Origin of the sequence: Streptomyces sp. ITFR-16, from assembly GCF_031844705.1 — a bacterium.
In the GTDB taxonomy this organism is placed as follows: domain Bacteria; phylum Actinomycetota; class Actinomycetes; order Streptomycetales; family Streptomycetaceae; genus Streptomyces.
In genome coordinates, this window is sequence record NZ_CP134609.1 from 1,024,494 (window position 1) to 1,037,242 (window position 12,749).

General features: G+C 74.0%; 9 protein-coding genes. 4 read left to right on the forward strand and 5 right to left on the reverse strand.

The window, feature by feature from the left end:
* The first annotated feature begins 54 nt into the window (after positions 1 to 54).
* On the forward strand, positions 55 to 864 hold the full coding sequence (locus RLT58_RS04690; RefSeq protein ID WP_311309112.1) for a helix-turn-helix domain-containing protein: 810 nt from the start codon (positions 55 to 57) through the stop codon (positions 862 to 864).
* 40 nt (positions 865 to 904) lie between these two features.
* On the opposite strand, the gene secD is transcribed toward RLT58_RS04690, so the two are convergent.
* The 3 genes from secD to ligA all read right to left on the reverse strand — a co-directional run bounded on the left by secD (position 905) and on the right by ligA (position 6,898).
* A complete protein-coding gene (secD, locus tag RLT58_RS04695; protein WP_311309113.1) occupies positions 905 to 3,226 on the reverse strand; it encodes a protein translocase subunit SecD in 2,322 nt (773 codons plus the stop codon).
* 658 nt (positions 3,227 to 3,884) lie between these two features.
* Positions 3,885 to 4,676, reverse strand: coding sequence for a type IV pilus biogenesis protein PilM (locus tag RLT58_RS04700; protein ID WP_311309114.1), 792 nt, complete (start codon positions 4,674 to 4,676; stop codon positions 3,885 to 3,887).
* 116 nt (positions 4,677 to 4,792) lie between these two features.
* Positions 4,793 to 6,898, reverse strand: coding sequence for an NAD-dependent DNA ligase LigA (gene ligA, locus RLT58_RS04705; RefSeq protein WP_311309115.1), 2,106 nt, complete (start codon positions 6,896 to 6,898; stop codon positions 4,793 to 4,795).
* A 293-nt stretch (positions 6,899 to 7,191) separates the two neighbouring features.
* On the opposite strand from ligA, the gene RLT58_RS04710 reads away from it, so the two are divergent.
* The 3 genes from RLT58_RS04710 (at position 7,192) to RLT58_RS04720 (ending at position 9,938) form a co-directional block, all read left to right on the forward strand.
* On the forward strand, positions 7,192 to 8,136 hold the full coding sequence (locus RLT58_RS04710) for a DUF1996 domain-containing protein (RefSeq protein WP_311309116.1): 945 nt from the start codon (positions 7,192 to 7,194) through the stop codon (positions 8,134 to 8,136).
* A gap of 120 nt (positions 8,137 to 8,256) precedes the next feature.
* Positions 8,257 to 8,811 (forward strand): DUF305 domain-containing protein, encoded by a 555-nt coding sequence (locus RLT58_RS04715; protein WP_311314415.1) that lies wholly within the window; start codon positions 8,257 to 8,259, stop codon positions 8,809 to 8,811.
* A 74-nt stretch (positions 8,812 to 8,885) separates the two neighbouring features.
* Complete coding sequence (locus RLT58_RS04720; protein ID WP_311309117.1) at positions 8,886 to 9,938, forward strand: LacI family DNA-binding transcriptional regulator; 1,053 nt, start codon at positions 8,886 to 8,888, stop codon at positions 9,936 to 9,938.
* A 16-nt stretch (positions 9,939 to 9,954) separates the two neighbouring features.
* On the opposite strand, the gene RLT58_RS04725 is transcribed toward RLT58_RS04720, so the two are convergent.
* Both RLT58_RS04725 and RLT58_RS04730 read right to left on the reverse strand, forming a co-directional pair.
* Complete coding sequence (locus RLT58_RS04725; protein ID WP_311309118.1) at positions 9,955 to 12,114, reverse strand: phage holin family protein; 2,160 nt, start codon at positions 12,112 to 12,114, stop codon at positions 9,955 to 9,957.
* A gap of 100 nt (positions 12,115 to 12,214) precedes the next feature.
* A complete protein-coding gene (locus RLT58_RS04730; RefSeq protein WP_311309119.1) occupies positions 12,215 to 12,619 on the reverse strand; it encodes a hypothetical protein in 405 nt (134 codons plus the stop codon).
* Between the last annotated feature and the right edge of the window lie 130 nt (positions 12,620 to 12,749).

The following is a 12,749-nucleotide window of genomic DNA, read 5'->3' on the forward strand; positions in this document are numbered from 1 at the left end:
CCCTCACTGGTGGTCCATGCCGGTCGGCGGTGCCGATGACGTTACGGTCTCCGTATGACGACTGTCGCGCTGGACACGGAGGTAGGACCGCTGCTGCGCAGCTGGCGGGAGCGGCGCCGGATCAGCCAGCTGGAGCTGGCGCTGCGGGCCGATTCCTCGGCCCGGCACATCTCGTTCATCGAGACGGGCCGCTCCCGTCCGAGCGAGGAAATGGTCCTGCGGCTGGCCGAGCACCTCGACGTGCCCGTGCGGGAGCGCAACGCCCTGCTGGTGGTGGCCGGTTACGCCCCGCGCTACGCCGAGACGGCGCTCGACGACCCGGCGATGGGCGCGCTGCGCGAGGGCATGGACCGCCTGCTCCGGGGCTACGACCCCTACCCGGCGTTCGTCGTCGACGGGACGTACACCGTGGTGGCGGCCAACCAGGGGATCGTCCGGCTGCTGGACGGGGTGGCGGAGCATCTGCTCGCCCCGCCGATGAACGCGATGCGGCTCACCCTGCACCCGGAGGGGCTGGCACCGAGGATCCGCAATCTGCGGGCCTGGCGGGCGGATCTGCTGGCGCAGATGGAACGTCAGATCGCACTGGTCCGTTCGGCGGAGCTGCGCGAGCTGTACGAGGAGGTCGCCGGCTATCCCGTACCGGCGGGCCCGGACGGGGACGCGGACCGGGCGGCGCCCTCGGAGTCGGTGCCGTTCGCGCTGCCGCTGCACATCGAGCACGAGGGACAGGTGCTGTCCTTCGTCGCGTCGATCGCGACGTTCAACACCCCGATGGACGTGACGGTGGCGGAGCTGGCCATCGAGACGCTGCTCCCCGCCGACCGAGCCACGGCGGACCGTCTGCGGTCGCTGGCTCCGTGACCGCTCCCGTGCCGCGCGGCACGGGAGCGGTGCGACGGCGCTACACCCGGGCCCCGTTGTCGTGCGGGTCCCGGCGCCCGGCCCCGGAGCGCGCGGCGCGGCCGGCGCGGACCGGCGGCGGGGCCTTGCTGGTGCGCTCCAGCAGGAGCGCGGCCGGAACGGCGGTCAGGACCGAGGAGTACGTCCCGACGACGATGCCGATCAGCAGGGCGAGGGCGAAGTCCGCGAGGAAGTCGCCGCCCAGCACGGCCAGCGCGGTGAGGATGAACAGGGCGCCCATCCCGGTGTTGACCGTCCGGGGCACGGTCTGCAGGACGGCCAGGTTCGCCACGTCCGCGAGCGGCCGGTCCCGGGCCTTCGCCCACAGCTCCCTGAGCCGGTCGAAGACCACGACCGAGTCGTTGACGGAGTAGCCGATGACGGTGAGCAGCGCCGCCAGGAAGATCCCGTCGACGGTACGGCCCAGCCAGGCGAACGCCCCGACCAGGATGACCACGTCGTGGACCAGCGCCCCGACCGAGGCCACGGCGAACGTCCAGCGGAACCGGATCGCCAGATAGCCCAGCTGGACGAGGACGGCGACGGCCAGGGCGATCAGCGCGTTGCGCCGCAGCTCGTCGCCCAGGCTGGGGCCGATGAGCTCGTCGCGGACCTTGACGGTGTTCCCGCCCTCCTCGGCCAGGGCGGCGCGCAGCGTGTGTTCACCGTCGTTGCCGAGGCTCCCGGTCCGTACGGAGATGTCGCCCGCGCCCGCCGTGGTGACCTCGGCGTCGGCGAACCCGGCGCGGGCGAGCGCGGTCCGGGCGGTCTCGACGTCGACGGGCCGGCTGGTCGCGTACTCGACGAGGCGGCCACCGGTGAACTCGACGCCCAGGTCGACCCCGCGCACCACGATCCCCGCCACCGCCACCGCGACCAGGGCGGCGGAGACGAGCAGCCAGCGGTGCGGCGAGCGCATCAGCTGCGGGTCGCGCCGGGTGAGCCAGGTCCGTACCCGGCCGGGGGACGCGATGCCGTTGACGCCCCGGAAGTCGCTGACGAACCGGGACCGGGCGGCCGTCTCGGTGAGGGCGCGGGCGATGACGAGTGCGGAGAACATCGACGCGAGGACGCCGATGCCGAGCGTGACGCCGAAGCCCTTGACCGGGCCGGAGCCGAGGAAGAACAGCAGCCCGGCCGCGATGAGCGTCGTCACGTTGGAGTCGGCGACGGCGCTCCGGGCGTGCCGGAACCCGGCGGTCAGCGAGGTGCGCAGGGACGTGCGCGGGGAGGTGCGCCGGGACCGGGCGTGCTCCTCCCTGGCCCGTTCGAAGACGAGTACGTTCGCGTCGACCGCCATCCCGATGGCCAGGACGAACCCGGCGAGCCCGGGCAGGGTGAGGGTGACACCGAGCGCCACCAGGGCCGCGTACGAGATCACTCCGTAGGCGGCGAGCGCCACGGCGGCCAGTGCGCCGAACAGGCGGTAGACGACGGTGATGAACAGGGCCGTGGCGGCGGCCCCGATGAGGGCGGCACGGGCGCTGGCAAAGATGGCGGCGGCGCCGAGCGTCGGGCCGACCGTCCGCTGCTCGACGATCTCGACGGGGACGGGCAGCGCCCCGCCCTGGATCAGCACGGCGAGTTCGCGGGCCTCGTCCGCGCCGAACGATCCGGTGATCTGTGTGGAGCCGGAGGGCAGACCGGTGCCGCAGGCGACGCCCGGGGATACCTGGGGCGAGGAGATCACCTGCCGGTCGAGGACGATGGCGACCCGGCGCCGCTCGTCCTGGACCGGATGGCAGGCGGCCTCCCCCGTCAGCCGGGTCCAGTCCCGGCCGGCGTCCTTGTGGAAGTCGAGCGAGACCGTCCAGCCGGCGCCCTGCTGGGCGTCGAACGCGGCGGACGCCTCCTTGACACCCGCGCCGGAGAGTGCGGCGGGGCCGAGCGCGAGGGGCCTGCCCTGTTCGTCGGGGAGCGTCGGCGCGCCGCCGGACCGCGCGCCGTCCGACTGCTCCGTGTCCGGTGCGCCGGGGCCGGTGACGGCGTGAAAGGTCAGCTGCGCGGTTCTGCCGATGACGTCGGCGGCCTTGCGCGGGTCCTGCACGTCGGGGAGTTCGACGATGATCCGGTCCTCGCCGGAACGCGTCAGGGTCGGCTCCGTGACCCCGAGCGAGTCGATGCGCCGCCGCAGCACCTCCAGGGTGCGGTCCGTGCTCGTCCGGTCGGCCTTCGCCGTGCCGGAGTCCTTGGCCTGGAGCACCATCCTGGTGCCGCCCTGGAGATCGAGGCCGAGTCGGGGTGACATGGTCAGGGTGATCAGTACGGAGACGAGCAGCACGGCCGCAGCCAGCACCGCCCGCACCGTGGTGGCGCGTGTCATGGGTTTCCTCCGAGGGTGCGCCGAACGCCCGCACCCCGTACGACCGGAGGGTCGGCGGAGCGGGAGCGTCACGGCGGTGATGGGGGCGGGACCCGCAGCCGGCGCGGGGCAGTGCTCGGAGGCCCGCGCACCCCGGGGAGGGCGGCGCGGAAACGGTCGTCGGCGCGGGGCACGGCGGGAGCCGGACCGGGGACGGGGAGCGGAAGCGGAAGGCCGGGCGGTCCCGGGAGCAGGGTGCCGGGATCCGGCGGCGGCAGATGCTGCGGTGTACGGGGATGGCCTGCGGCGGCCCAGGGGCGGGGAGCCGACGCCGGGCGGGACTCGCGGAACCCTGCGCCGGGCGCCGCAGCCGACGCGGTTGACGCGGTTGACGCGGTTGACGCGGCCGAAGCGAACGAGGTGGTAGAGGTGGCCGACGCGGGCGAGGCGGGCGAGGCGGTTGAGGCGGTTGAGGCGGCCGACGCGGGCAGCGTGGCCAACGCCGCTGACGCACGCGTGGGGAGCCCCGCCCCCGCCGGGGCGCCGCCCGCGACGGTGAGGACGGCGAACAGCAGCGCGGCCAGGAACCGGCGGGCGGCGGCGCCGCGTCCGTGGTGGGCCGGGGCGTCCGGCAGGCCCCTCGGGGGCGCGTTCCCCCGGGGTGGCCCCGGGAGGGGGGTCACCCGGACCGGCCGGGCAACGCCGGTGCGGCCGAGCCGTGGCGGAGCACGGAGCCGAGGACCAGTCCGGCACCCCGCACGACCGTGGTGGCGGGGTCGTCCCCGAGCCGGACCGGGACGCCCAGGCGAACCGCGATCCGGTGGGTGACGTCCGGGCGCAGCGCACCGCCGCCGGCGAGCAACGGCCCCCTGCGCAGGGCCCCGAGCAGCGCGCCGTGCCGGTCCTGCCGCCACATGGCCATGACCATGTCCAGCGCGGCGCGGACGAGGGCGGTGGGCGGCTCGCCCGGTTCCAGGTCACTGAGCCCGGTCTCGGCCAGCCGCGCGTCGCGCACCCTTCCGTCGACGAGCAGGGTCGCCTCGGTCAGCTCGGCGCCGATGTCGACGACGAGCAGCGGGCCGCCGTCCCCCGGGCCGGCGTACGCGGCGGCGGCCCGGGCGCTGTCGAGGACGACGACGCTCCCCGGGCCGAGCGCGCGCAGCAACTCCCGGGCCTCGGCCCGGTGTCCGGACCCGGCGAGCACGGGGTGGCTGAGGACGATCACCGTGTCGCCCCGGTCGGCGCCGAGGGCCGTCTCCGCGATGCGGGCCAGCATCCGGCCGCACGACTCCCTGTCGACGATGCGGCCGCGCCGCACCGGACGCCCGGTCCCGTGCGCACCGTCCGGGCCGCTTCCGGTGTCCGCGACGACGCCCTGGCCGGGGATCCAGACGCGAGTGCGGGAGCTGCCGAGGTCGAGCGCGAGCCCCCGGGTGGCGCCCCCGAACCGCCCGCCGTGCGCAGCACGCATCGCCATCGTTCCTCACCCACCCATAGACCCGCTGATAGCGAGGCATGACCGAGCCTTCACTATGCAATAGGCAGGCAAAGAAAGCTACTCCCACACATAATCGAAGGAGCCCTCTGTCATACCTCGACCGGCAGGAACTCCGCTATCAGCGCCGCGAACTCCGCCGGGTCCGCGATCCGCACCCCCAGCTCCTCCGCCTTGGTCCGCTTGGAGCCCGCCTTTTCGCCGGCCACCAGCAGCGTGGTCCGCTTGGAGACGCTGGAGGAGGACTTTCCGCCGGCCCGCTCGATCAGCTCGTTCATCTGGTTGCGCGAGAGCTTCTCCAGCGCGCCCGTCATCGCCCCGGTGACCACCACGGTCATCCCGGTCAGCGGACGTCCGTCCGCGTCCGCGCCGTCCGCCGCGTCCCCGTCGCCCTCCTCGCCCGGCTCCGGCGGCGGGGTCGCGCCCGGCTCCGTCATGGTGAGCCCGGCGGCTACCAGCTTCTCGATCAGCGGGGCCAGCTCCACCAGCTCCGCGACGACACCCGCCGCCTTCTCCTTGCCGATGCCGTCGACCCGTTGCAGCGACTCCACGTCGGCGGCTCTGATCCGGTCCATCTCCGCGAAGTAGCGGGCGATCCGGCGCGACATGGAGCGCCCGGTGCCCCGCACCCCCAGGGCGCAGAAGACCCGGGACAGCGGCTGCGCCCGCGCCGCGTCGATCGCGGCCAGCAGATTGTCGGTGCTCGTCTCGCCCATCCGCTCCAGCGCGAGCAACTGCTCGCGCTCCAGGGTGAACAGATCGGCGAAGTCGGCGACGAGGCCGGCGTCGACGAGCTGCACCACCCGGGTCGTGCCCAGGCCCTCGATGTCGAGCTGGTCGCGCCCGGCCGCGTACGAGACGGAGGCCACCAGACGGCAGTCGCGGCCCCTGACGCAGCGCCAGCGCTGCTCGCTGGTGTCGATCTCCGAGCCGCACTGCGGGCACGCCTCGGGGAAGACGACCGGCTGCTCCTCGCCCGTGCGCAGATGGGCGACCGGCGCCTCGATGCGGGGGATGATGTCGCCCGCCTTGTAGACCATCACATGGTCGCCGATCCGCAGATCGCGCCGCGTGATGTCGGCCGGGTTGTGCAGCGTGGCGTAGCCGACCGTAGATCCGTCGATCTCGACCGGCTCCAGCACCGCGCGCGGCGCGATGATGCCCGTACGGCCCACGTTCCACTCGACGCCCAGGAGGCGGGTGACCTTCTCGACGGCGGGCAGCTTGTAGGCGATGGCCCAGCGCGGCGCCCGGGTGCCGGAACCGGCCTCGCGCTGATCGGCGGCGAGGTCCGCCTTGATCACGATGCCGTCGATGCCGAAGGGCAACGCGGCCCGGAGCGCGGCCACTTCCTCCACGCGGGCCTGGACCTCCTCGACGGTCGCGACGGTGCGCGGCGCCACCTCCGTGTCCGCCGCCGTGTGCACCCCGAGGCCCGCCACATGGGCGAGGGTCTCGCTGTGGGGCAGCTCGGCCAGCGTGGCGGTCAGCTCGCCGGAGTCGGGCAGCGGCAGGGCGCCGTACGCGAAGAACGTCATCTCCACCGTGTAGGCACGGTCCTTGGCGCGCAGGGTGCCCGCCGCGCCGTTGCGCGCGTTGGCGAAGGGGGCGCCGCCGTGCTCGGTGCGGACCGCGTTGGCATGCTCGAACTGCTCGGTCGTCATGAGGATCTCGCCGCGTATCTCGATCGTCACCGCTTCCGCGAGCTGCCGGGGAAGCCCGGCGACGGTGCCGATCGCATGCGACACGTCCTCGCCCGCGGTGCCGTCGCCCCGGGTGATCAGCCGCTCCAGCCGGCCCGCGCGGTACCGGGCGGCGACCGCCAGGCCGTCGAGCTTCGGCTCGACGCTCCACGCGGTGACGGGCCGCCCTATCCGGCGCTCCAGCGAAACGGTCCAGGTGGCGAACTGCTCGGCGGAGAAGACGTTGTCCAGGGAGAGCATCGGCACGGTGTGCGGCACATCCCCGACTGCCGCGCCGCCGGCCACCTTGCCGGTCGGCGAGTCGGCCAGCACCTCCTTCGGGTGGTCCTGTTCGTACGCGGCGATCCCGCGCGCCAGCCGGTCGTAGGCGTCGTCGTCGAGCGTGCTCTCGCCCGTGGCGTAGTACGCGGCGGCGGCCTGCGACGCTTCTTCGACCGCGGCGGCGTAGGCGGCGGTATCGGCGAGCACAACAGCTGAGTTCGTCATGACCCCCATCCTGCCGTCCACCACTGACAACGCCCCGGTCAGAGCCTTCGGGCGCCGCTCCGCGACGCCTTCGGCCCGCCCCGCGCCCCCTATGGGACGGCATCCGCGGATACCTCACGTGAGAGAGCGCTCTCCCGCGATCAGGGGTCCCCAACTACGTTCAACCCGCAGGGAATTGCAGGTCTGCACCCTCTATCGACATGTCCGTAACACGCTTTTACGTTCCAAGCAGAGAGCGCTCTCTCGCATGATCAGGAACCCTCCGTGATCAGGAATCCCCCACTTCCCCGAACAGGAGTGCCGTGCTCTTCTTCCGTCAACGACGCACCGGCGAGGACAGCCCCCGCAGAGCCCTGCCGCCCCGCCGCTACCGCACGGCGGCGCTCGCCGCCGCCGCGCTCGCCCTGACCTTCCTCCAGGCCACCACCGGCAGCGCCTCCGCCGGTCCCGCCGCCGCCTCGGCCCCCGCCCCCAAGGCAGCCGCCGACGTCGTCCGGGTGGCCGAGTTCCTCGCCGAGTGCCCCTACACCCACCGGGCCCCCGACGACCCGATCGTCTTCCCCGGTCTGCCCGGGGCCTCGCACATGCACAGCTTCTTCGGCAACGACTCCACCAACGGCAACTCCGACCTCGCCTCGCTGGAGAAGGCCCGCAGCAGCTGCTCCCCCGACATCGACCTGTCGTCGTACTGGGTGCCGACCCTGTACGACGGGGACAAGGAGGTCGAGCCCACCGGCACGACGTTCTACTACCTGGGCGAGGGCGTCCGCGACGACGTCATCCAGCGGATCCAGCCCTTCCCCCGGGGGCTGCGGATCGTCGCGGGCAACGCCAAGGCCACCGGCCCCGACGACAACACCATTTCGCGCTGGTCGTGCCTGCACCACGGCGAGGTCAACCCGTCGCACGACTTCGTCAACTGCCCGGCGGACGCGATGCTGGAGTCGTACCTCGACTTCCCGCAGTGCTGGAACGGCAAGGACCTCGACTCCGCCGACCACAAGAGCCACATGGCCTACCCGGTCGGCGGCGAGTGCCCCTCGACGCACCCGGTGCCGGTGCCCAAGCTCCGTCAGGTGCTGCGGTATCCGGTCAACGGTGACCCGGCCCGGTTCCGGCTGGCGTCCGGACCCGGCTACACGATGCACGGCGACTTCTTCAACGTGTGGCCCGAGGCCGACCTGGCGCAGCGCGTCCGTGACTGCATCAACGCCATCGTGAAGTGCGGTGCGGACGGCACCCCCTGACCGTCGCTCCCCCGTCGACCGCCCGCCCGGGGCCCCGCGCCCCGGGCGGGCCCTGCCCCCGAGGACGGATCCGTGACGAAGGCGGCCCGCGCCACCGCGGCACTCACCCTGCTTCTCCTCATGGCCGGTTGCGCGTCCCCCGCGGACGCGCGCCGCCCGGCCGCACCGCCCCCCTCGGCCTCCGCTCCCCCGGTGTCCGCTCCCCCGGCCTCCGGCGCCCCCGCCGATCCGACGGACGCCGCCTGGGTCCAGCTGATGACCCCGATGAACGAGCAGGCCGTGGCGCTCCTCTCGCTCGCCGCCGAGCGCTCCGGGGACGCCCGGGTGCGGAGCTGGGCGGCCGGGCTGCGGACCTCGCAGAACGGCGAACTCGCCCGGCTGCGACCGCTGCTGGCCCGGATGGGGCTGCCGGACACCAATGTGCACGAGGGCCACGACATGCCGGGCATGGTGACGGCCGACGACCTCGCACGGGCCCGCGCCGTGCGGGGCGCCGCCTTCGACCGGTTCCTGGTTGCGGAGATCGGGGACCATCTGCGCCAGAGCGCCGAGGTGTCGCGCTCCGAGACCGGGGCCGGCACCCGGCAGGACGCCAAGCGGCTCGCCGCCGCCCTGGTGTCGGCCCGCCGCACCGAACTCGCCCGGCTTCCGGACGTGTCCGGCGGCCCCGGCTGATGCCCCGGTCAACGTACTCCCAAGCCCTTCGCGGCCGTTTCCGCGCCGGTCGTACCACCCGGTATAAAGACTGCATGACTGCCGACCCGCCACTGCCCGCCCGTCCCGCCACCTTGGAGGACGTCGCCGGAGTGGCCGGGGTGTCACGGGCGACGGTGTCCCGGGTGATCAACGGGGCGACGACCGTGGACCCGGTGCTGCGGCGGATGGTCGAGGAGGCCGTGGACGCCACCGGTTACGTGCCCAACCGCGCGGCCCGCTCCCTGGTGACCCGGCGCACCGACTCGATCGCCCTGGTCGTCTCGGAGCGGGAACGCCGCACGGTGCCCGAGCCGTTCGTCGGCCGGATGTTCTCCGATCCGTACTTCGGGCGGGTGGTCGGCGGACTGCTGGAGGTGCTGCGTCCCGCGGGCATCCAGCTGGTGCTGATGCTGGCCGACGACCGGGAGTCCCGCGACCAGTTGCTGTCGTACCTGCGCCATGGGCACGTCGACGGAGTGGTGCTGATCTCCTCGCACGCGGACGACCCGCTGCCGGGGCTGCTGCACGAGACCCGGCTGCCCGCCGTGCTCGCGGGACAGCCCCGCAGGCCGACGCCGATCACCTATGTCGAGGCGGACCAGCGGGCCGGGGCGCAGCTGGCCGCCGACCACCTGGCCTCGCTGGGCCGCCGCCGGATCGGCACGGTCTCGGGCCCGCAGGACATGCCGGCCGGCCAGGCGCGGCTCACGGGTTTCCTGGACGCGCTCGCCGCGCACGGCATCCGGGACGTGGCCACCGCCGAGGGCGACTTCACCCATGCCGGCGGCGCGTCGGCCATGAAGCGGCTGCTCGCGGACCGGCCGGATCTGGACGCGGTGTTCATCGCGTCGGACCTGATGGCGCTGGGTGCCGTGCCGGTGCTGCTGCGGGCCGGCAAGGACGTGCCCGAGGACGTGGCGCTCGTCGGGTTCGACGACAGCAGCGCGGCGCTGGCCTGCGACCCGCCGCTGACGACGGTCCGGCAGCCGGTGGAGGAGATGTCGGCGGAGATGGCCCGGCTGCTGCTGCGGCAGATCGGCAAGCCGGGGGCCCCGGCCCCGTCCGTGATCTTCCACCCGTCCCTCGTACGGCGCCAGTCGGCCTGATCCGGGGGCCCTCGGGTCAGCCCCGGGCGCCCGTGCCCGCGTCCGCGCCGGAGCCCCTGCCCTGCCCGCGCCGGGTCCACCGGGCCGTGCGGCCGGCCGGGTCGCGGTCCTGCCGCACCGGCACCTGCGGTCCGGAGACCTCGCGCAGCCAGCACCGCAGGACCCGGTGCACGGCCTCCGCCCCGACCAGCTCGGCCACTCTCGGCTCGCCCTCGCCGGCCGCCGCCTCCAGGGGGTCCGTCATCCCGCGCGGCCACAGCAGGAACGGCCGGGACTGGTCCCCGCCGAGTCCGCCGTGCGAGCCGATCTGCTCCTCGAAGGCGTGCACGGTGCCGGTCACCGGGTCGTACATGGAGTTGACCATCACGTCCGCGACGTGCGGGAAGGTGTCCGTGCGCCGGATCGCGTCGGCCGCCCCGGGGCCGAAGGGGGCCAGTGGGCCCTGCCCGTCCACCAGCTCCGCCACCGGGATCCGTACGCCGTCGCGGCCGAGGACCACCGAGCCGTGGCGCTCGCTGCGCACGAGCAGGAAGCCGATGCCGGGGTGGTTGGCGAGCGTGCCGAGCAGAGCGGGGTGGCGGCGGTCGAGCTGTTCCGTCGAGGCGCGTCCCTCGATGTCCGGGAAGGAGATCAGACCGAGGTTGCCGGAGGCGAGCACCACCGGGTCGGAGGCCTTCGTGACCTGGGCCTCCTCCCCCTCGGCGACCGGGCGGTGCAGGGCGATCCGGACCGCGTCGCGCGCCTCGGAGCCGCTGCGGGTGCGCTGCGCACGGCGGGGCACCGGGAGCCCGCTGCCCGCCCGGACCAGGTCCTTGAGCGTCAGCCCGTACACCCCGGCGAAGGTCTCTCCGGGGCTCTGGCCGTGGTCGGACAGGAGCACGATGCGGTAGCTGCGCGGGGTGTGCTCGGTGACCTTGGCGATCAGGGCGAGGGAGCGGTCCAGCCGTGCGAGGACCTTCTCCGCGTCCCGGCTGCGCGGTCCCGAGTGGTGGGCCACCTCGTCGTAGGCGACCAGGTCGGCGTAGACCGCGGTGCGGCCGGCGAACATGTCGCCCATGACGGCGGCGACCACCACATCGCGTTCGACGACGGTCGCGAAGGCCCGGATGAAGGGGTAGAGCCCGCCGCGCTTGATCCGGGGCGTCTCCTTGCGCAGCCGGGCCCGGGTCGACTGGGCGATCTCCCGGCCGACCTCCGCGACGAACGAACCGGCGGTACGGACGGCGTTGGCCGGGTCGGAGAAGTAGGCGAAGTACCCGGACCGGGACCGCCGGCCCCTGCCGAGCCTGGCGGCCATCGACAGGACCAGGGCGAGCTGGTCGGCGCCGCCGCTGAAGAGGTTGCCCCGGCTGGCGCCGTCGACGGTGAGCAGTCCGCCGTCACGGGTGCGGGCGACGGCCCGGCGCTGGAGTTCGAGGGCGCTCGCCGGTCTGCTGGAGACCATCACGTCGCCGGTCTCCTTCTCGTACCAGCGGAAGGCGGGCACGTCGTGGTTGCTGCCGTGCAGGATGCCGAGCTGGCTGGCGCCGGTCTGGCTGGACCAGTCGGTGCGCCAGGGGGTGAGCCGGTGGCCGTCGGTGTCGGCCAGCCAGCGGGCGACGGTCGGCATCAGCCCCTCGGCGGCGGCCTGGACGAGGACGTCGTGGCCGACTCCGTCCAGCTGGATGAAGACGGTGCCCGGCGGCTCCCCGTCGCCGCCGTCCGTGCCGCTGCGCCGGCGGCGCCGGTCGGCGAGGCGCGAGAGCCGTCTGCGGTAGGCGTTGTCGTCGCGGACGGCGAGCGCGGTGGAGGTCGCGGAGGCGACGGCGGACATGACGGCCGCGACGACGACGGCCGTCTCCGGGTCGGCGGCGCCCCGGCCGTCGGGGATGAGCCGCAGGGCGATCAGCAGCAGCGAGCCGTTGAGGAAGAAGACCAGCAGCCCGAGGAAGTAGGCCGGCACGATGAGCAGGGCCCGTACGAGCACGGGCCAGACCAGGGCCGAGAGCAGACCGAACGCGCCCGCGCCCCAGGCCGCCGTGAAGGCCGTCTTGGTGATGCTGTCGCCGTCGTCCGACTGGAGCTGGAAGTCCGGCAGGATCCCGGCGAGCGCCAGCATCGTGAGCGTCGAGACCGCCCACACCGCGATCACTCGCATCAGGGCGCTGCCGGCCGCTCGCCATCGCCCGTCACCCACGCCGCTGTCACCTCACGTCCGGGCCCTGCCGTTCCGGGCCCCGCCCCAGCTTTTCACAGCGCGGACCGCGGGCCGCCCGGAGGCGGTACTCCGCCGCCGGTCAGCAGCCGTCGTAGCCCGCGGTCGGCATGGAGAGCCTGCGGTGCACCCCGGCCTTCGTCCGGGGGCTGTAGCTGGGTTCGTCGAGTCCGGCGATCTCCAGCCGGACGCCGCGCCGCTCGCACTCGGCGGTGAACTGGGGCACGGAGGCCAGGGCGCGGGTCAGCACCCGCTCGTTGGGGGCGACGAACAGCTCGATCTCGCCGCCCTCGACGTCGGCCCAGAGCGCGTGGTGGTCGGGGCGCAGCGCGTAGAGCCGCAGCTGCCGGGTGATGACGTAGCCCTGGTCGGCGGCCCATCGCGCGCACATGGCGTGCTGGCTGCGGGTGTCGACCAGGAAGGGGTCGCTGTCGAGCTCCTCGAGCGGCGTGAGGCTGGCGATGGCCGCCACGCGTACGTCCCCCATGACCGTCTCCCGTGCTAGGTGTTCCCCGACCCTACCCGGCGCCCCCGCGTCCATGAAGGCGCACGTCAGAGCAGTCAGGGGCGCGCGATCATGGGCGTGCGCCCCCGGGTGGGCGGGGTGATCGGCAGGG